Genomic DNA, 19594 nt, shown 5'->3' with positions numbered 1-19594 from the left:
CCTGGAGGGCGCATGGGAGAGTTATTCGCCAAATACGCGCTGCTGCCGCAAGGCTGGCGCAAAGACGTGCTGTTGCGCTGGGATGCGCAGGGCGCCTTGACCGAAGTCAGTCCCGGCGTGGCCCCGCAAGCGGGACAGGCGCAAGTGCGCCATGTGCTGCCCGGCATGGTGAATTTGCATTCACACGCCTTCCAGCGCGCCATGGCCGGCATGACCGAATTCGCCGGCGACACGCCGGACAGTTTTTGGAGCTGGCGCGATTTGATGTACCGCTTTGCCTTGAACATCACGCCGCAGCATGTGAGCGCGATTGCGGCCCAGCTGTACGCCGAATGTCTGCGCTACGGCTACACCTCGGTATGCGAATTTCACTACGTGCAGCGGGCCGCTGATGGCGAGTGGTATCCCGATCAGGCCGAAATGGCGCGCCGCGTGCTGCAGGCGGCGCGCGATTGCGGCATCGGTCTGACCCTCTTGCCGGTGCTGTACAGCCATGCCGGCTTTGGCGACTTGCCCTTGCGGCCAGACCAGCGCCGTTTTAAAACCTCGGTTGACGACATTCTGAGCATCGTGCATGCGATGGAAGCTGAGCGCGATGCGCAATTTGAAATCGGCGCCGCCCCGCACTCCCTGCGCGCGGCGAATGTGGCGCAAATCCGCGCCTTGCGCGATGCCCTGCCGCCCGGACGCCCCCTGCACATCCATATCGCCGAACAGCAAAAAGAAGTGGATGACTGCATGGCTTTTTGCGGCCAGCGCCCGGTCGAATATTTGACGCGCGAAGTCGGACTCGATGCGCGCTGGACGCTGGTGCACGCCACCCATTTGAGCGCAGACGAAACCAGCGCCATCGCCGCCAGCGGCGCGGTGGCGGGACTCTGTCCCAGCACCGAGGCGAATCTGGGCGATGGCTTATTTCCGCTGGCTGACTATCTGCGCCAGGGCGGCCGCATCGGCATCGGCAGCGACAGCCACGTCTCGCAAAGCGCGGTGGAAGAATTGCGCTGGCTTGAATATGGCCAGCGCCTGCGCGCACAGGGACGCAACATCGCCGCCAGCAGCGCGCAGCGCTATGTCGGCGATTATCTGTGGGCGCAAAGCCTGGCCGGCGGCGCGCAAGCCAGCGCGCGCGCAGTCGGCCAGCTCACACCCGGCTGCCGCGCTGACTTGCTGGTGTTAGACGAACGGCATCCGAATCTGGCCCACACCCCGCTGCAAGACGTGCTCAACACCCTGATTTTCTGCGGCAATGACAATCTGGTGCGCGATGTGATGGTCGGCGGGGTCTGGCGCGTGCGCGATGGCCGCCATTTGGAGCAGGATGCGATTGCGGCGCGTTTCGCCGAAACCATGCGCGAGCTGCAAGCCTTGCGCCGGCAAGGAGTGTGAAGATGGCCCATCTCTATATGGCCGCCGATTATCAGGACATGCCCTGGAAAAACGGCGGCGGCAGCACGGCGCAAATCCTGATTCATCCGAAAGACGCCGGCATCGACGATTTCATCTGGCGCATCAGCTTAGCCACCATCGCCGAAGACGGGCCGTTTTCCAGCTTCCCCGGCATCGCGCGCAGCCTGGCCCTGGTGGCCGGGGCCGGCGTCGATTTGCATTTCAGTACGCGCCGGGTTTGCTTGCGCCCGGATGGCGAGCGTTTAATCAGTTTTGATGGTGCGGACAGCGTGCACGCCACCCTGGCCGACGGCGTAACGCGCGATTTCAATGTCATGACGCGCGATGTGCGCGCACATCACAGCTGTCAGATCTGGCAACTGCATGGCGCAATGGAATGGCGCCGCAATGCGCCCGACACCCTGATCTTTGTGCAAAGCGGGCAAGTGCAATGCGCCTGGGGACAAAGCAGCCAGCGTTTGCGCGAATTCGACAGCCTCATGCTGCAAGCCGGCGACGATGCGCGCTGTCAGCTGATGGGCGAAGCCTGTCTGTTTATTGTTGAATTATGGGAGCGCGCATGAGCCAGCCGGCAAGCGAATGGGATGTCTTGATCCGCAATGCAAACCTGGCGCGCCTGCTGCCGCAAGGCAGCGGCTATGATGAATTGCAGCAGGCCGCAATTGCGCTGCAAGATGGCAAAATCGCCTGGCTGGGGACAGAAGAGGAATTGCCGGCGCAAGCGCGCGCGCATAGCGAAATCGACGCACAGGGCGGCTGGCTCACGCCCGGTTTGATCGACTGCCACACGCATATCGTGCACGCCGGGCGGCGCAGCAATGAATTTGAAATGCGCCTGCACGGTGCGACTTACCAGGAAATCGCCGCAGCCGGCGGCGGCATCATGTCCACCGTGCGCGCCACCCGCGCCGCGACTGAAGCGGACTTGTTAGCGCAAAGCCTGCCGCGCGTGCAAGCCCTGCTGGCCGAAGGCGTGACCACGCTGGAAATCAAATCCGGCTATGGACTCGATCTGGCCAGCGAAGCCAGCATGCTGCGCGTCGCGCGCCGGCTTGGCGAGATGCTGCCGGTTGCGGTATGCACCACATTTTTAGGCGCGCATGCGCTGCCGCCGGAATACGCCGCGCGCGCCGATGACTATATCGACCATCTGTGCCGCGAGATGCTGCCGGCCCTGCATGCGCAAGGTCTGGTCGATGCGGTGGACGCCTTTTGTGAAAACATCGGCTTTACGCGCGCGCAAACCGAACGCCTGTTCCAGGCCGCGCGCGCGCGCGGCCTGCCGGTCAAGCTGCATGCCGAACAACTCTCAGACCAGGACGGCAGCGCGCTCACCGCCGCATACGCCGGCCTGTCTGCCGACCATCTGGAATGGTTATCCGAAAGCGGCATCGCCGCCATGCGCCAGGCCGGCACGGTGGCGGTGCTGCTGCCTGCCGCATTCTATTTTTTGCGCGAAACCAAATTGCCGCCCATCGCCGAATTGCGCGCCGCCGGCGTACCCATCGCGCTGGCCAGCGATTGCAACCCCGGCACCGCGCCGATCACCTCCTTGCTGCTGGTGTTGAATATGGCCTGCACCCTGTTCCGCATGACGCCGCAAGAAGCCTTGCGCGGCGTGACATGTCATGGCGCGCGCGCGCTGGGACTGGCAGACCGTGGCAGCCTGGAAGTCGGCAAGCGCGCCGATCTGGCCTTGTGGCGCATCGAACGCCCGGCGGATTTAGCGTATATGATGGGCTTCAACCCATTACAACAAGTCTGGTATGGAGGCAAGCCATGCCGCAATTCGATGGCATAGACCATGTTCATATTTATGTGAATCAGCGCAGCGCCGCGCTTGAGTGGTACGCGCGCGTGCTGCAACTGTATCCTGTGCCGCAGCTTATGAGCTGGGCGCAAGGCGGCGGCCCGCTGACGATTGCCGACGCCGGCAATCAAGTGCATCTGGCCCTGTTTGAAGCCAGCCCGCAGGGCCGCCAAACCACGGTCGCCTTTGGCGTCAGCGCACCGCAATACATGGCCTGGCGCAGCCATTTGCAGCAACAGCAAGTCAGCTTCACCCAGCAAGACCACGATCTGTCCTGGTCGCTGTATTTTGCCGACCCGGATGGCAACCGCTATGAAATCACCTGCTATGCGTATGCGGAATTGGCGGCATTGCTGAAAGCCGGCGCCTGAACCGATTGCGCGCGATCACAAGACCCGTATGCCAGGCGCTGCGCCAGGGCGCGCCAAGCCCATCCGACTGAGCATGCCGCCGCGCAGCGGCATGCATACGCCATCTCACCCGCTTTTCCCCCTGTCCCGCCATCCGAAGAGATGAGCGGGGCGCGTCGGCATGCATGCCGATAGCCTCATCTGTATGTAAAAATTTCGGAAAAAAGCGAAGTGAATGATGTAAAAATGTGACGTTCATCACATTTTGTGAAAGAATGCATAAATACAATCCCCTCAATCAAGCAAGCCAAGCGCCAGCTTCCTTCCCACTCTTACCCCTCACGGAATGCGAACTATGCAAGCTTCTCCCTCACTGCTGCGCGCGCCGCGCTGCTTTCGTCTGCTGGCGCTGTGCGCCGCCCCCATCTTACTGAGCGGCTGTTTTGGCGGCGGCGGCGTGGCCGATGCCCTGACTGACGGCTTGTTTTCCAGCGTGCAGGGCATCGACGCTCCCTCCAGCGTCTCCTGCAATGCCGATCCACTGCAGTATTGCTATACAGAATTCACGGCCTATCCAAACCGGCGCTATGTTGATTTCAATTTCAACTGGCAAGATCAGGGCGCGCAAAAAGTGATTGCCGATTTTGAGAAAGTGAAGCAGGCCGATAACAGCTGGCGCATGACCCTGACTTTCAAGCGGGATCTGCCGCCGGGACAGTATCAGGGACGCATCAAGCTTGATATCCGCAGTATTCCGATTGGCGACCCCTTCACCACCATCAATTCCTCCTACATTGATTACACCCTGACAGTTGGCGCATACGGCGCGCAATTTAAAACCGGCGCTGAGATTGGCCGCGATTGGGGTTCGACTGGCGGCAGTGCTGCGCATGACGGCTTTTTTGATGTGAAACTTGACCCATCCCAATTCAGCCGGCGTTTTTCCTGGCGGGCGCCGGATGACACGTCGCTGGAAAATGCAGTGACAGGCGGCGGCAAATTGATGCTGGCCACGCGCAGCACACTGGCGCAAAATCCTGCGCCGCCCATGCTGCTGATGCTGGATGAAGCGCGTGGCGCGCCGCAATGGCAAGGTGTTTTCCAAAGCGGCACGCAAATCGGCCAGATGGCCAGCGACGATAAACGCGTCTATCTGTTGGCAGGCGAAGCGCGCAAAAACGCCATGCATGCCTTCAATCTGGATGGCAGCGGCATGGCCTATGTGCGGGAAAATGAGATTTCTTCACTGGCCCCGGCCTTGAATCCCGGCGCGCCGGTATTGCAAAACGGCTTGCTGTGCGCAGGCGACGGTGCGGAAAATGAAATTCAATGCCGCAACAGCGCCGATGGCAGCCTGCGCTACAAGCTGGAGGTAAGGGAAAAACTGGCCGCACGTTTCTGGGGTTTTTCGCCGGCGATGACGGCCGACGCGGTGCTGGCGAATCTGGGCGGACGCTTGTTCGCCTGGCGCAGCAGCGACGGCGCCTTGCTGTGGCAAATTGATGTGCCGGGCGTGCGCAATGGAACCTATCGCGATCAATATGAAACCGCGCAGGCGCCCTTGATCAGCGGCCATGTTGCGGTGCTGCGCGATAAAGCAAATTTCGACGACAAAGCCGTGGACAATCAGCTCAGCGCGGTCGATCTGAGTGCGCGCAAATTGCTGTGGACCTCAGAGGCCGGCCAATTCGCCGCACCGGTGGCCGGCAATGGCCTGGTGTACGCCTTGAACCGCAAAAGCGGCAAAATCGAAGCGCGCAACTTGGCCGATGGCAAAACGGTTTGGAGCCTGGCGCTGCCGCAAACCAGCAACTGGGCTTTTTATGATGAGCCGGGTTCAGATCTGATTTTGACGCAAAATCTTTTATTCGCCAGCAGCGGCACGCAAACCGTGGCGATTGATTTGAGTAAGCGCGAAATCGTCTGGCGCTACTCAGCCGGCGGCCGCCTGCTGCTGTCGCGCCAGGGCGTGCTGTATATTCTGCGCCGTCAAAACAGCAAGCCTGCTGCATGGGATGGCGTGATCGGCATCAATTTGCGTTAAGGCGGGACATGACAACAGAAATAGCGCGGCAATTGATTTACGCTTTCAGCCAAGGCGGGCGCGGCGGCAATCCATCCTTTCTCATCGTCAGCAGCGGCGCGCCGCCGGATTGGGCGGCGCTGGCCCCGGCGGCGCAGCAACTGGCGCGCACCCTGGCCTGTGAAGTGAGCCATTTGCATCTGGGGCAGCAGGGGACGCAACTGCGCTTTTATGTCGCCGCCGGCGAACTCGCCTTCTGCGGCCATGGCGCGCTGGCCGCCGCCGCCTGGGGCTTGGCGCATGGCCAGCTGCAGCCCGGCATGCAATTACACTATGCGCACGGCAGCGTGCAAATTCAGCAAGACGCCGATGGCGCCCCGGCCTTGCTGGAGCAGGCCGGGGCGCTGCATGAACTGCCCTTGTGCGCAGCCTTATCCGCGCAAGCCGGGGCCATGTTGGGGTGGCCCGCGCTGCCAGAAGCAAGCCGGCTCTGGCTGGGCGGACGTCAGCGCGCCAAAGCCTTGATCCTGCTGCCGGCCCCGGCAGATTTGCGCGCGCTCGTCTTACAGCCGGCTTTGCGCGATCAATTTTGTCTGGAACATGGCGTGAGCGGCATCTATCCGATGTGTTTCCCGGCGCCGGGACAGGTGCTGGCGCGCCATTTTCCACTGCATGCCCACGAGCTGGAGGACATGGCCACCGGCAATATCGCCGCCAGCGTCGCCGCGCTGTGCGGTGCGCCGCAAGTCCGGATTTCACAGGGCGGGCCGGACTGCGATCAGGCCTGTCTGCGCGTGCAAACCGGGGCTGACGGGGGCTGGCTGGTGGGCGGCGCCTGCCGTTTTGCCTGATGCTGCATGCAATCAGCGCGCATGCGGCGGATATGACAAGCGCCGTTTGCGCGCATCCTGCATTCAACCTGCAGCCATACGCACAACCTGCAGCCGGCAAATTTTACAAGCCACACTTATTCCCTCAGGCAGTTGGCAAGCGCAGGCCGGATGTAAAAAGTTAAGTGGCTTGGCGCGGCGCTGCAGCCGGCCAGCTTTGCGGCGCCTTGGCCCCGGAGCGGGCTTAGCTTCAGGTGCGCGCCTGTATCATATGCCGGGTTTGCAAGCTGGCGAAACAGCGCAATTGGATGCCCGTGACGCCAGCCGGTGCGGCGGCGAAGCGCATATCAGCTTTGAAGGCGTTCGCATGCGGCGAAAAGGCGCGCATGCCCATGCTGGAGAGCTTCGCTTGCGAGTTTCAGGTGAAGTACAGCCTTGTTGTATCATGCCTGCATGATAAACCGTTTGATTGGAGTGATGCATGACAAACCTTCCGCGCAATCTGCAGCAACTGCAAGCACGCGTCAGGGCTGGAGAAAAATTCAGCTATGCCTTTTTCTGGGGCCATAATTTGCGCGCCGGCCACTATCAAAGCGGCAAAGGCTTCAGCCAGTGGTTTGCGGCCCCGTTTGAACTCGATGGCGAGCGCTTCGCCACTGCCGAGCATTACATGATGGCCGGCAAAGCCGCCCTGTTTGACGATCAGGAGATGCGGCGCGCGATTTTGCAATCGGAAGATCCGGGGAAAGCCAAGGCGCTCGGGCGCAAGGTGCGCAATTTTGATGCGCAAACCTGGGAAGCGGCCTGCTGCGATATTGTGTATCGCGGCAATCTGGCCAAATTCAGCCAGCATCCGCGATTGCGCCAGGATTTATTGCAAAGCGGCGATGCGATCATTGTTGAAGCCAGTCCGAAAGATGCGATCTGGGGCATAGGCTTGCATGCCGAACATGAACACGCGAAACAGCCATTGCGCTGGCCGGGCCGCAATTTGCTGGGCTTTGTGCTGATGGATGTGCGTGCGGCTTTGCGGCAGAATGCTGATTAAACAGCTGGCGGCAAACGCGCCGCAGGCTGCGCGGATGTGCTGACAATCAGAGGAGGGCGGGACGATGCGGTTTGTGTTTGCGCTGTTGGCCTTGTGCGGTTTTTTGCTTGCGCTGCTCTTGCATCTGGCGGCGCTGTTGCGCATCTATCCGCTGCTGTTGCTGCCGCATACCGCGCCATTGCTGGCCGGCGCCTTGCTGGTGTTTTTTGCTTACTTGCGCGACACCCGGCACAGCCCGCAGCTGCGCTCACACTGGGCCAGGCCGGCTGGCAATATGCCGCCCTGGCTGGCGCGCATGCTGAAAATCCTGATGCTCTATCTCTTGCTCAGCAGCCTGCCGGTGTACCTGATGAATCAGGACGCGACAGCCAGACTCAGAGACGGTAAATACTACCTGCATCAGGGCGGCGTGGCGCGCGAAATCAGTCTGGCGGAATTCCACGCCTTCAAAGCAAATAATCAAATTTATCTGAGCAATTTTTTCATGCTGCTGTACGCCATTCCGCTGGCGCATTTCGCCTGCGCGGCGCGGCGCGGCGGCGCGCAGCCATAAAGCCGCTCAGGCCGGCGCATGCAGCTGACGCCATTCGCCCGGCGTGCGCCCGCTCCAGCTCTTGAAAGCGCGGATAAAGGAATTGCCATCCTGAAATCCCAGCAGCCAGGAAATCTCGCCCGGACTGATCTGCGAATGTTGCAAATAATGGCGCGCCAGCTCATGCCGGGTTTGGTTCAAGACATCCTGAAAACACAAGCCCTCTGTCCCTAAATGCCGCTGCAATGAACGTTTGCTGATGGTCAGGCGCGCCGCCACCTGTTCCATTGTGCCCTGTCCCGCCGGCAGCATGTCGAGCAGGGCGCTTTTGACGCGCTCCGCCATGCCAGCTTGCGCATCCAGATCGGCTAAGCGCTGCTGCAAGCCGGCCGCGAAAAAGCCCCACATCGCCGCATCTTCGGTCAAAAACGGCAGACTGGCGTCAGCGGCGGCAAAGCTGATGCGGGGCGCCGGCCCGGTCTGAATCGGGCTGCCGAAAAACGCCGTATAGGGCGCGGCATCCTGCGGCGGCGCCGGCAACTCCAGGCGCAGCGGCACAATGCGTTGGCGGGTGGCCAGGCGCGCCAACTGGGTCAGAAACACCAGTTCAGTCGCTCCCAGACTGCGCGGCAAAGGGCCGGCGTGGCCGTAGCAGCCGAATGTGGCGTGGGTGGCCTGCGGCGTGCTTTCCAGCGCCAGGGTGAGCGGGCCGATCAAACGTTTGAAGCCGGCCAGGCGCGGCAGCGCCTGATTTAAATCAGCGCTGCACAGGCAGGCGAAAATCGGCGGATCAAACGCTTCGACTGAAATCGCCTGACCGATGCGCAAGGGCAGGGTGTCGCCGCCGGCCTCATCTTCCAGCGCCTGCCACAGCGCAAAATATTCCGCCGCACTCAGGGTGGCGTCGCTGCGTGCGAACAAATCTTCGGGTAAAGCGGCGCGCCGCAACACATGCGCCACCGGAATGCCCATATCACGCATGATCAACTTCCAGCCGCGCAATACGGTGAAACGTTGGGCTTGTTTCATCTCGCCTCCTGCCCTTATTTCTGCGCAAAGCCGCCCTGCGCCTCGATTTGCGCAAACATCTCATGCAATGATTCTTGCAAGGGGCGGTAAGTCAGTCCCAATTCACGCCGGCTTTTACTGTTGTCGGCGCGCCAGACATGGCCCACATTGCGCGCCAGCATGCGGCGCGAAACGGTTTTATCCATCAGCGGGCCGAACAGCCAGACTGCCCACTTCGGCAAGATGCGGCGCGGAATCGGATAGCGCGCGCCCCATTCCGGCAACAGCGCCTGCGCCATTTGCGGCAGGCTGGTGTCATGTCCCGAAATGATGTGCCGGCCCTGCGCCTGGGGCAAAAACGCGGCGCGCACATGGGCGCTGGCGACATCGCGCACATCCACCGCGCCGATATAAAAATCCGGCGCGCCGGAGGCCATGCGGCCATCGCCAAACTGGCGCAAAATCTCAAAACTTTCCGACGTGGTGTGCGCTTGCAGCGCCGGGCCTAACACCAGGGACGGATTGATGACCACCAGATCCCAGCGCGATTGCGCCTTGGCGATTTCCCAGGCGGCGCGCTCGGCCAGCGTTTTGGAATAGGAATAGGGTTGGTGGCTGAGGGAAGATGTGTGATTCCACACGCTTTCATCAAACATCCCGCGCGGGGTCTGCCGCATATCGATATTGTCGCCATAAATCGCCGCGCAGCTGCTGGTCAGCACCACCCGCTGCACGCTGGCGGTCTGGTTCACGCTCGTCAAGACATTGCGCGTGCCTTCCAGCGCCGGCGTGATTAATTCCTGCTGCGCATCTTTGATATTCAGGGTGAAGGGCGAGGCGGTATGAAACACCACGCTGCAGCCGGCCATGGCTTCCTGGTAGGCGCCGGCTGCCAGCAAATCGGCTTTGAAATAGCGCAAGCGCCCCGGCCCCTTGGCCGCCAGCGCATCCAGATGCGCCAGTTTGGCGCGCGCCTCCGGGTCGCGCACCGCCGCATGCACGGTCAGTCCCAGTTCCAATAATTGCTTAACGATCCAGCCGGCCACGTAGCCGCTGGCGCCGGTGACTAAAACGGGACGGGAGAGATCAATTTGTAAATCCGGCATGGCTGGCTCCTGCATCAAAGTTTGTCAATGGCAGGCATTATGCGCCGCGCGGCAGCGGCGGTCACTGGCAAAACACGCCAATCAACATGCAAAACGCGCCGCCCGCCATGCCAAAGCCGCCAATGCAGCGTCAGCCCCACATCATCCAGGCGAAGCCCAGCCACATGCCCCACAGCAGCACGCTGCTGGCCAGCCACACATAAAAGCGCGGCACGACCCGGTTGGCGCCAACTTGAATCATGCTGTGCACACAGCGCAACAGCACATACAGCCAGGCTGCGCCCAACAGCGGCGCGCTGTGTATGCCGTTTTGCGCCAGCGCCAGACACAGCACATAAAACAGCAGCGGCGCTTGCAGCAGATTATTGTAATTATCCATCGCATTGGTGCGCTCCAGCAGCCGGCTGACATCGCGCGGATGGGCCAGACTTTGCGGACTGATGCGGCGCTGCTGCATCTCGCTCACGCGCTCACGCACGCCAAGCAGCCAGACCACCATGATCAAAACCGTCATGCCCAATAAGGGGCCAAAAAATACGCTTTGCATCGTACACCTCCTGTGTCAAAAAGTGCTTGTCATTACACCACCCGGCGCAGTAAGCTGAAAGTGTCGATTTAGACATTTTTCAAGACTTTTCAGACATGTATGATTTCACTCTGATCTTGCTCGAAGGCCAGCTGGCCAGCAATGTCGCCCTGGTGCGCGACATGCTTTACACCGCCGGCGAAGCTGCGCCCATGCTGGGCCTGGCCGCGCCGCGCTGGCGCATTTGCTCCCTGCAGGGCGGCATCCTGTCTTTGCAAGGCGGGTTTGCAGTGCAGACCCAGGCTTTGCCGCAAGACCCGGCCCCGCATGAGTTGTGGATTGTGCCGGGGCTGGCGCTGCGCGACCGCAAACAAGTCATGCGCCGCCAGCAAGACCCGGATTTCTGCACACTCGCCGCGCGCCTGCGGCAGCATGGCGCAGCCGGCGGCAAGCTGGCGGTCGGTTGCAGCGCGGTGTTTTTATTGCAGCAGGCCGGCATGCTGGACGGGCGCAGCGTCACCACCACCTGGTGGCTGGCGCCGCTGCTGCAAAAAATGGCCCCCGCATGCCGCGTCGATGCCGACCGCATATTGTGTGAAGACGGCCCGCTCTTGACCAGCGGCGCCGCGTTTGCCCTGATCGATTTGATGTTGCATCTCTTGCGCGCCTATGGCGGCAATGAATTGGCGCAGATGGTGTCGCGTCTGCTGTTGCTGGATGCGCGCAGCGCGCGCCAGGCAGCTTTTATCGTGCCGGAAATGATGAGCGGCGGCGACACCCTGATCGCCAATTTGAGCAAGGAAATTGAAACCGCCTTGCCGGATGTGCCCGGCGTGAGCCAGCTGGCGCAAAAATTCTGCATGTCCGAGCGCACCTTGGCGCGCCGGGTGCGCAAAGCCACCGGCAAAAGCACCATCGCCCTGATCCAAAGCATACGCCTGCGACGCGCCCGCGCCTTGCTGGAAAACAGCCGCATGAGCGTGGAGCAAGTCGCCGCCGCAGTCGGCTATCAGGATGCGACAGCGCTGCGCAAAATGATGCGTAAAGTCAGCGGCGCCAAACCCAGCCAGGCGCGGCAGGGGGCGTATGTGCAGAATTGAGTGTGGCGGCATTGCTGCGCTCAACCCGGCCTGCCATGGCGGCCAGAATTCGGCTGAATAGTCGCCATATTTGCTTTGGAGACGATGCGCCGCATGCCACAAAAAACAGCGCGCCGGAAAGCAGCCTGATTGGCTACAATTCACCTCTGATTTCCCACTCTCAACCGGAGTTTGCATGCACACCCCGACGCCCCAAGCGCCAGCTGACCGTTTTCTCAAGCGTTTTGCCATTGTCTGCTTCGGCATTGCCGCACTCATGCTGTTGTGGCGGTTTTTACCGGTGTTGGAAGCCTGGTTCAGTCCGCGTCAAGGCAGTGAGCGCAGCATTACCCCGCGCGGCGATTTGGCTGCTGATGAGCGCGCCACTATTGAATTATTTGAAAAGTCGCGCGATTCCGTGGTGTTTATCAGCACCGCGCAACTGGTGCGCGACGCCTGGACGCGCAATGTCATGGCTGTGCCGCGCGGCTCCGGCTCCGGCTTTATCTGGGATGATGCGGGCCATGTGGTGACCAATTTCCATGTGATCCAGGGCGCAGCGCAAGCCACCGTCAAACTCGCCGATGGGCGCGATTACCAGGCCAGTCTGGTCGGAACCAGCCCGGCGCATGATATCGCGGTCTTGAAAATCGGCGTCGGCTTCAAACGTCCGCCCGCCGTGCCGATTGGCGAGAGCGCGAATTTAAAAGTGGGACAGAAAGTGTTCGCCATCGGCAATCCCTTCGGCCTGGACTGGACGCTCACCAATGGCATTATTTCCGCACTCGACCGCAGTCTGGCCGGCGAGAAGGGCGGGGCCCCGATTGAACATTTGATTCAGACCGACGCCGCGATTAACCCCGGTAATTCGGGTGGCCCGCTGCTGGACTCCGCCGGGCGCCTGATCGGCATTAACACCGCGATTTACAGCCCGTCCGGCGCTTCCGCCGGGATTGGTTTTGCGGTGCCGGTGGATACCGTGATGCGGGTTGTGCCGCAGCTGATCAAAAGCGGCAAATACAGCCGTCCCGCGCTCGGCATCGAAGCCGATGAAAGGCTGAATGCGCGTCTGCAGCAATTAAGCGGCAAAAGCGGCGTCTTCATTTTGCGCGCCAATCCCGGCTCCGCCGCCGAGCGCGCCGGCTTGAAAGGCGTGCAAAGCAATGCCCAGGGCGGCATCATGGCCGGCGACATTATCCATGCGCTGGATGGTAAAGAAATCAAGAATGTGCAAAACCTGTTAAGCCGCCTGGATGAAAAACGGGTTGGCGATGTGGTGCGTTTGACGGTTGAGCGCGATGGCGTGCAACGCGAGGTGCAAGTCGAATTACAGCCGGGGGTGTGAGGCAGGCGCAGCGCGCCGCCGTATGGCGCGCTGCCAAGCCCGCCTCAGCGCGGCAAGGGAATCAGGGTGTTGCCCGGCGTATCGGTACTGCCGCTGCCGCTGGAGGTGAGCGCGCGGTCATCCCAAAAATACGCGCCGCCGCTGACGTGCTGCAATTCGTGTGCAGCCAATTCGATCAAGCTGTGCTGTGTGCTGTGCGTCATATCAAGCTCCAAAAAAGGAAAAACGGGAAAGGCTGGCCAGATGCTTACCGGCATCGCTTACTTGCCATGCCAGACAGTGTAAGCAGGGGCGGGGCCGGCCTCCAGGGCTTTTATCCCGTCAAGTGGGGGCTTCATCCCAGTCTCAATGTGGGAAATCATGCACAAAGTTTGGCAAAAGCCATAGCTGTGCTATAAATGCCTGCCGGCAACTTTTGTCCGGCCTTAGCCACCCCGCCAAGCACAGATCGCCATGAAAAACGCCAATCCATTGCTGCCCGGCCTAGCGCCGAAATCCGGTAAATCCATGTTGGGGCCGGCCCCGGTTTTGCCGCAACACGCCAAACGCAAGCAGGCCGCCGCGCGCCAATTGCAATTGCAGATGTCGCGCGTGCGCTATAACTACACTCACACCTATCTGGACGGTGTGCCATTTAGCGCCGGCGTGCCGCGCGGCGAGCGCTTTACAGCGGACTACAAGATGATGGTGGCGCACAGCATTGAGCAGATTGTGGACAATTTCCGCCGTGTCATGATGGGTTTGTTCAATGTCTATGCGCAAAGCGGGCGCGCCGATATGGCGCAGGATTTATTGCACCTGGCCAATGGCTTGCACAAGGTGTATCAGGAAAGCGGCAAGGAAGGCGCGACCGCTTTGCTCAAATCGCTCTTGCGCTACACCTTGCCGGAGGCGGCGCATCAGCATTTGCGCGCCGAAAGCGAAGATGACTTCGCCGCCCTGTTTGCCAGTTTCCGCACCCCTGCCGCCTTGTGTATTGAAAGCGCGCCATGGATGCAGGCCGATGAGCAACCCTGTTTGCAGGACTGGTATTTCGGCTGGCTGCAGATTGCCGGCTTTAACACCACCTTGCTGCGCGGCGTGTACCCGGACGGCGCAGAGCATGGCATGCGCCACGCCATGCCGCTCTCCGCTGTGCTGCAAAAAATCCCGCTCACCGATGCCGCTTTTCAGAGCATTTGCGGTGATGCGCAGATGAGTTTGCAGCGCGCCGCCGAACTCAAGCGCTTGTATGTCTGTGATTACGCGATTCTGGACGGCGCCAAGAACAGCGAGTTATTCGGCCTCACGCGTTATGTGTGCGCGCCGCTGGCGCTGTTTTATTGGAATCCGCAACCCGGCCCCGGTTATCCGCCCGGACGCGCCGCCATGCAGCCGCTGGCGATTCAATTGGCGCAGGCGCATGACGCCGAAAGCGCGCCGATTTTCACGCCGAATGACAGCATGGGCGCGCAGGATGAAAACGGTTTGAAATGGCTCTTGGCCAAGCATCTGGTGAATGTGATGCAGGCGATTCACCATGAATCGGTGGCGCACTTTGGCGAGTGTCATCTGATGCCGGAACCGGCGATTCTGGCCGCTAACCGCCAGTTGGCGCAAGAACACCCGCTGATGATTTTGCTCAAGCCGCATTTCCGTTTCACCATTTCCATCAACGACACCGCGCGCAAAAGCCTGATCGCGCCGGGCGGGGTGGTGGCCTGCAATGTCGGGCCGGATTTGCACAGCTCGCTGGAAATGGTGCGCCAGACTTTCTTGCAACGCCAATTCGATGACTGCAACCCGGAGCGCCTGTTCGCCTTGCGCGGGGTGCAGGACTTGCCCGAATTTCCTTTCCGCGACGATACCTTATTGATCTGGCGTGCGATTAAAAACTATGTCAGCGCTTATCTGCGCCTGTATTACCGGCATGACGGCGATGTGCGCGAGGATATGGAATTGCAAGGCTTCATCCATGAACTGTGCTCACCGCGCCATGCCGCCTGGCAGGGCTTGCGCGGTCTGCGCGCCACCGGCGACCCGGCGCGTCCCTATGAAATCGACAGCCTGGAATATTTAATTGAATTGATCGCCGGCTTGATTTATGTGTGCGGGCCAAAGCATGCCGCAGTGAACTATGCGCAATTCCCGCTGATGTCGTATGCGCCCTGCGTGATCGGCACGGTGTACCGGCCGATGCCGACCCGCGCCACGCAATTGCAGCAGCGCGCCGATTTGCTGCCCTGGTATCCGCCGCTGGACCTGGTGTTGTACACCTTTTCCTTTGAATATTTGCTCAGTGATATTCAATATGACACCCTGGGACACTACCCCGGCTCGCCCTGCACCCCGTATTTTCAGGATGACAAGGCGCGCGATGTGGTGGCGGCCTTCCAAGCCGAATTGGCGCAAATCGAAGTCGAGATCCGCAAACGCAATCAACACCGCGTGCTGCCGTATGTGTATCAGCTGCCGTCCTTGATTCCGAACAGCGTCAGCATTTGAGTGCGCAATCCGGTTTGCGCAGCGCAGGGTGAGAAATGCGGTTATAATCGTTTCTCATCTGGGGGCGACCTGGTTTCGACGTGGGTTGCAAAGCAGAGCAGGGCATACCGAGGACTGGTTACCTCGTAAATACATCCAGAAAAAAACAAACGCTAACGATAACTCGTACGCACTGGCCGCTTAATCCCGGCCTGCTCCGCACCGCTTCTTCCCTGGGGCGGGCTGGCAACAGCAGCGGAGTCATTTACAGGGAATCGGTTTGAGTCGGGCCGCTTGATTCAAACTTAAACAATAGGTGGACTCGTCCTGAAGCAGCGTGTGCGTCCGCGGCGTCAGGATTAAATTAAATGACAGCGCTAAGTATGTAGAACTGCCTGTAGAGGGCTTGCGGACGCGGGTTCGATTCCCGCCGCCTCCACCACTGATTCAAATGAAAATGGCCACCTTGTGTGGCCATTTTCATTTGAATCAGATCGACGCAGCAGCGCGTATCCGCGTCCGGTACGGACGCGGGGCGAGCAAAGACCAGAAACAGCGCTTTGCGAGCAGTTCCGTGGGCGGTAGCGCAAGTGAGGCAAAAACGCAGCGAAAGCGCCCGCCCCCGCAAAAGATAAGCCCGGCTCATGCCGGGCTTATCTTTTGAAACAGATTCAATTCTCCGCCGCCTTAACCTGTTGGTACACGGCCCGCATCAGATGGCTCGCCGCAATATTCCTGAACGCCTCATCGTTCATCAGACGTACAAAGATTTCTTCGTTGCCATGCATGCGCTCGATGAACAGGTTCTCAAGCTGCTTGTTGAATACGGGCTCGAAGTTTTCGATGCTATTGGCCATGACGGCCTGACGCGCCTGCTCAGTCGCCTGCCGCTCCCGCTGTGATTGGCATTCAGGTCGGCGATGGGGTGCACAATTTTACAGACGGGCTGTTGATTGCTGCGGCTTTTCTGACTGACCCGGCCTTGGGCTGGGCCACCACCTTGGCCGTGGTGGCGCATGAAATACCGCAAGAGGTCGGCGATTTCGCCATATTGCTGGCAGCCGGCATCGGCGTTTCTCTGCTGTGATGGGGGGGCATGGCGCGCGACGAAGATTGTTGGCGCGGAAACGCGGTCGATTCAGCGTGCATTCTTGCGCCGGCATTTTTCCATTGCGCCGCAGTGTGCAAAACAAGCGCGGCTATGCTGGCAAGGCGCTGGCGTCTCGCGCCAGCGGGGCGGAGATCTTTCCGTGATGGGGCTTTGACAGCTGCGAGCGCCTCTCTTCTGATCTGCCTGATTTGAAAAATTTCACCACTGTTGTGCTGTAATGCTATTCAAAAAAAAGTTGCTGTGATACAATACAATTATTGCGCGGAACGATTCCGTGTCGATTCACTTATCACTCAACAGGAGAAATGTATGTCCGAACTGCTGAACTTATTTTTGCTTCCAGAAGAAGATGTTGAAGACGATGATCATGACAACTTTATCAAGAATGACTACTTTAATCTGGCGTCCGCAAACGATGCCGTCACCTTGATCGCCAATCCGCAGCCTGATTTTCTGTTTTAAGCATGCGCTTGCTGCCTGACCGGTATTGCTTCTTAGTGCCGGTCAGGGGTTTCGATTGATTAGGGCTTGTCCTCATCTGGATATGGTCGAACTGCAGGCTATGCGCCGCATTCCCATGACCATGCAAGATTGCGAAGCACACCTGAGTGGCTGCCAGAAACTGTGGCATAGGGAGATGCTGCAGGTCGCGGGCAAGGTCTCAGCAGAAATCGCCAAGGCGCATGCCGAAACTGAATGCGAGAAATACGCATCGTGCAGGGCTTGCTGCTGAAACAGATTGAATCCGATGGCGCGCTTGACGCCGGCTCTTACGAATGTTGATAAACCGCCAGCCTGCAAACACTTGCAGCGCTCTTTTTGCGGCATTTTCCATAGATCTGCAAAACCATCCTGGCCGTCGCGCAGCAGCTGTGATCCGCACTGAGGGTGGCAGTCTGCTTGCAATCCGGTATGTCGCAAAGTCCAGTCGCGCTGTTCTTGCCTGCCTCTGTGCTATGTTTTTGAGCATGGCTTCAGCTCCAATGCAATGCCGCGTTTGTGCCGATCTGCATGCCGAAATAGGCACATGTCCTTGGCGCCGGGCGTGCCCCGCGTTTACTTGATTCCGCCTTGCTGTATTTCAGCCCGGCCCGCCCGCTTTGACATAAACGCAAGTTGCAGCCAGCCCTAAAACCCGGCAAACTCCCATCTGGCGCATGCAGCATTTGCATGCAGCGGGATTTCACCTTTGCCGAAAGCACAATAATATGCAAACCTACCCCTTCGCCCTGCGTCTGATCGGCTTTGATGCGCAGCAGACTGCCGATTTCCGCATGCGCTTCGCTGCTGAGCAATCTGTCACCCCCGGTTATTACTGTTTGCACGAAGACAGCTTGCAAGATCCTGATTTGTATCTGGTGAATGGCTTAGACCCGAAAGCTTTGGCGAGTTTGTCCGGTTTGAATCCGGGCGCGGCGCAGCCGGCTTTGCTGATTGGCAAACCATCGCTGGATGTGCCATGGCCTTGGGCCCCGCATCCTGTGGTGTGGGAAAAACTCTTGCAGCACTTGGCGATTTTGGTTGGCGTGCGCGCGGATTCTATTTCCCGCCTGGCGGCGCATGAACTGGTTTCCGTGCCAGACCGCAGACGCCGCCCGCGCATTGATTTTGATCTGACAGATCAATCCGAGTACATCAAAATGCGCCGCCCGGCGGTCCATGGCGGAGTGTTGCTGGTCGATCATCAGCAACATTTATGCGATCAATTAAATGAATTGCTGTCGCGCTACCATCTGGCGGCTGATCAATTGTCGCGCCCGGATGAAGTGATGGCGTATTGCAATCGCAATCCGGTCGGCGTGGTGTTGCTTAACACCAATATGGGCTTTGATCCTTACGCCATGTGTCGCGACATCAAGCAAATCGTTTCCGCGCAAGCCGCCAGTCAGGGCATTGCGCGGCGCTGCGCGGTGATTTTGCTGCTTGAGCGTGGCCGCGAATATGACAGCGAGGCGGCGCACGCCGCCGGCGCGGAAGGCATGCTCGATAAACCCATCGCCATCAATCAGGTCATGCTGGTCTTGAAAAAATTTATTTCTATGGGACGTTAAGCGCTGCACGCCCTGGTTGGCGTTGGTTGCCGGATTTCTCCGGCGGCGGCAGGCCGGCATTGCTTCGCCGGCCTGTCTGGCTTTACTGCGGCCCTGGCGCGCGGATTGCGTCAGGCGGCCTGATTTTCGCGTCAATCTGTCAGCACCACTTCCTCCTCTCAACTGCGCCATATCGCCCCTGTGGCGTCATTTCATCAAGCTGCGCATCTGCGCTGTGATCATAGCGCCGCAAACGGCGTTGCTTGCCAGTGTCCGGCGTGGCGGAAAGTACTCTTGATCCGTGTATCCGGCCTCCCTGCGCAGCATCCTGATCCTGCTGAAGCTGATCTTTGCCGCTTTCCTCGAAGTTTTGATTTAAGTATCTTTAAGTGCTATAGTACTCTTGTTTCTGCCAGAGCATCCGGCCAGTTCTATTTAAAAAGGAGTCGAGCATGTATTCCATTGAAGTTGATTTTGAAGTTTATAAACAACTCACCTTTCGCCGGGCAACCGAGCATGTCACCTACAACGATGTGATTCGAGGTTTGCTTGGCTTGGCTGAAGCTGCGCCAGCCAATTCTGTCGCGCAAGGCAATGCTCAATCATCCGGTGACTGGGTTGCCAAAGGTGTGCGGTTTCCTGTGGGAACCGAGTTTCGCGCCAGCTATAAAGGCCAGATTCACACCGCGCGTGTTGAAAATGGCGCGCTCGTGTTGAGTAACGGCGCACACTGTGATTCTCCTTCTGCTGCAGCCAGATTAGTCACCGGCAGCTCTGTGAACGGGTGGCGCTTCTGGGAATGTCGAATACCGGGCAAGTCTTCTTGGCAATTACTTGAGACTTTGCGCAGGTGATCCTGTCTCCCAATGAGGGGCTGCGTGCTGACGCTGTGTGGCAAAGGCAATCGCACAAACCCTGAATTT

21 protein-coding genes, 1 other RNA gene and 1 pseudogene are annotated in these 19594 nt (G+C 59.6%); 17 read left to right on the top strand and 6 right to left on the bottom strand.

The features are described from left to right. Window positions 1-12: 12 nt before the first annotated feature. The 6 genes from V8J88_RS15500 (at window position 13) to V8J88_RS15475 (ending at window position 6444) form a co-directional block, all read left to right on the top strand. Window positions 13-1389, top strand: coding sequence for a formimidoylglutamate deiminase (locus V8J88_RS15500; RefSeq protein WP_338845096.1), 1377 nt, complete (start codon window positions 13-15; stop codon window positions 1387-1389). 2 nt (window positions 1390-1391) lie between these two features. Continuing rightward, complete coding sequence (locus V8J88_RS15495) at window positions 1392-1973, top strand: HutD family protein (protein ID WP_338845095.1); 582 nt, start codon at window positions 1392-1394, stop codon at window positions 1971-1973. Next, window positions 1970-3211, top strand: coding sequence for an imidazolonepropionase (gene hutI, locus V8J88_RS15490; protein ID WP_338845094.1), 1242 nt, complete (start codon window positions 1970-1972; stop codon window positions 3209-3211). Before V8J88_RS15495 ends, hutI begins: the two co-directional genes overlap by 4 nt. Further along, the gene (locus tag V8J88_RS15485) at window positions 3190-3591 is read left to right on the top strand and encodes a VOC family protein (RefSeq protein WP_338845093.1); all 402 of its coding nucleotides are present in this window, start codon (window positions 3190-3192) and stop codon (window positions 3589-3591) included. Before hutI ends, V8J88_RS15485 begins: the two co-directional genes overlap by 22 nt. 334 nt (window positions 3592-3925) lie before the next feature. Beyond that, a complete protein-coding gene (locus tag V8J88_RS15480) occupies window positions 3926-5614 on the top strand; it encodes a PQQ-binding-like beta-propeller repeat protein (protein ID WP_338845092.1) in 1689 nt (562 codons plus the stop codon). 8 nt (window positions 5615-5622) lie between these two features. Continuing rightward, window positions 5623-6444 carry a hypothetical protein gene (locus tag V8J88_RS15475; RefSeq protein ID WP_338845091.1) on the top strand — a complete coding sequence of 274 codons (822 nt, stop codon included), beginning with the start codon at window positions 5623-5625 and terminating at the stop codon, window positions 6442-6444. A 229-nt stretch (window positions 6445-6673) separates the two neighbouring features. On the opposite strand, the gene V8J88_RS15470 is transcribed toward V8J88_RS15475, so the two are convergent. Continuing rightward, window positions 6674-6811, bottom strand: a complete 138-nt coding sequence (locus V8J88_RS15470; protein ID WP_338845090.1) for a hypothetical protein — start codon at window positions 6809-6811, stop codon at window positions 6674-6676. A gap of 93 nt (window positions 6812-6904) precedes the next feature. Here V8J88_RS15470 and V8J88_RS15465 point away from each other — a divergent pair, with 93 nt between their 5' ends. Both V8J88_RS15465 and V8J88_RS15460 read left to right on the top strand, forming a co-directional pair. Next, on the top strand, window positions 6905-7471 hold the full coding sequence (locus V8J88_RS15465; protein ID WP_338845089.1) for an NADAR family protein: 567 nt from the start codon (window positions 6905-6907) through the stop codon (window positions 7469-7471). Window positions 7472-7535: 64 nt separating this feature from the next. Beyond that, complete coding sequence (locus tag V8J88_RS15460) at window positions 7536-8024, top strand: hypothetical protein (RefSeq protein WP_338845088.1); 489 nt, start codon at window positions 7536-7538, stop codon at window positions 8022-8024. A gap of 6 nt (window positions 8025-8030) precedes the next feature. On the opposite strand, the gene V8J88_RS15455 is transcribed toward V8J88_RS15460, so the two are convergent. From V8J88_RS15455 to V8J88_RS15445, 3 genes are all read right to left on the bottom strand, one after another. Continuing rightward, entirely contained in the window at window positions 8031-9032 is a 1002-nt protein-coding gene (locus V8J88_RS15455; protein WP_338845087.1) for an AraC family transcriptional regulator ligand-binding domain-containing protein, read from the bottom strand. Between the two features lie 14 nt (window positions 9033-9046). Further along, a complete protein-coding gene (locus V8J88_RS15450; protein WP_338845086.1) occupies window positions 9047-10117 on the bottom strand; it encodes an NAD-dependent epimerase/dehydratase family protein in 1071 nt (356 codons plus the stop codon). Window positions 10118-10247: 130 nt separating this feature from the next. Beyond that, window positions 10248-10664, bottom strand: coding sequence for an MAPEG family protein (locus V8J88_RS15445; RefSeq protein WP_338845085.1), 417 nt, complete (start codon window positions 10662-10664; stop codon window positions 10248-10250). A 95-nt stretch (window positions 10665-10759) separates the two neighbouring features. Between V8J88_RS15445 and V8J88_RS15440 the strand changes: the two genes are divergently transcribed. Together V8J88_RS15440 and V8J88_RS15435 are read left to right on the top strand one after the other, a co-directional pair. Then, window positions 10760-11743, top strand: coding sequence for a helix-turn-helix domain-containing protein (locus tag V8J88_RS15440; RefSeq protein ID WP_338845084.1), 984 nt, complete (start codon window positions 10760-10762; stop codon window positions 11741-11743). Between the two features lie 175 nt (window positions 11744-11918). After that, on the top strand, window positions 11919-13067 hold the full coding sequence (locus V8J88_RS15435) for a trypsin-like peptidase domain-containing protein (RefSeq protein ID WP_338845083.1): 1149 nt from the start codon (window positions 11919-11921) through the stop codon (window positions 13065-13067). A gap of 44 nt (window positions 13068-13111) precedes the next feature. Here V8J88_RS15435 and V8J88_RS15430 read toward each other — a convergent pair whose 3' ends face one another. Next, window positions 13112-13270 (bottom strand): hypothetical protein, encoded by a 159-nt coding sequence (locus V8J88_RS15430; protein WP_338845082.1) that lies wholly within the window; start codon window positions 13268-13270, stop codon window positions 13112-13114. 250 nt (window positions 13271-13520) lie between these two features. Here V8J88_RS15430 and V8J88_RS15425 point away from each other — a divergent pair, with 250 nt between their 5' ends. The 5 genes and pseudogenes from V8J88_RS15425 (at window position 13521) to V8J88_RS15405 (ending at window position 17103) form a co-directional block, all read left to right on the top strand. Beyond that, entirely contained in the window at window positions 13521-15551 is a 2031-nt protein-coding gene (locus V8J88_RS15425; protein WP_338845081.1) for a lipoxygenase family protein, read from the top strand. 60 nt (window positions 15552-15611) lie between these two features. After that, window positions 15612-15972, top strand: a transfer-messenger RNA (tmRNA) gene (gene ssrA, locus V8J88_RS15420). Between the two features lie 202 nt (window positions 15973-16174). Then, entirely contained in the window at window positions 16175-16432 is a 258-nt protein-coding gene (locus tag V8J88_RS15415) for a hypothetical protein (protein ID WP_338845080.1), read from the top strand. 5 nt (window positions 16433-16437) lie between these two features. Beyond that, window positions 16438-16596 (top strand): annotated as a pseudogene (locus V8J88_RS15410) (ZIP family metal transporter); the annotation flags it as partial. A 354-nt stretch (window positions 16597-16950) separates the two neighbouring features. Continuing rightward, entirely contained in the window at window positions 16951-17103 is a 153-nt protein-coding gene (locus V8J88_RS15405) for a hypothetical protein (protein ID WP_338845079.1), read from the top strand. 199 nt (window positions 17104-17302) lie between these two features. Here the strand turns inward: V8J88_RS15405 and V8J88_RS15400 are convergent, their stop codons facing one another. After that, the gene (locus tag V8J88_RS15400) at window positions 17303-17476 is read right to left on the bottom strand and encodes a hypothetical protein (RefSeq protein WP_338845078.1); all 174 of its coding nucleotides are present in this window, start codon (window positions 17474-17476) and stop codon (window positions 17303-17305) included. A 373-nt stretch (window positions 17477-17849) separates the two neighbouring features. Between V8J88_RS15400 and V8J88_RS15395 the strand changes: the two genes are divergently transcribed. Further along, window positions 17850-18692, top strand: a complete 843-nt coding sequence (locus tag V8J88_RS15395; RefSeq protein WP_338845077.1) for a response regulator — start codon at window positions 17850-17852, stop codon at window positions 18690-18692. Between the two features lie 431 nt (window positions 18693-19123). Continuing rightward, entirely contained in the window at window positions 19124-19525 is a 402-nt protein-coding gene (locus V8J88_RS15390) for a hypothetical protein (protein ID WP_338845076.1), read from the top strand. Window positions 19526-19594: the final 69 nt, after the last annotated feature.

The sequence above is a fragment of the Massilia sp. W12 genome, assembly GCF_037300705.1.
Lineage (GTDB): Bacteria > Pseudomonadota > Gammaproteobacteria > Burkholderiales > Burkholderiaceae_D > JACPVY01.
The sequence above is the reverse complement of the archived record's forward strand: the minus strand, read 5'-3'. Positions and strand labels throughout refer to the sequence as shown.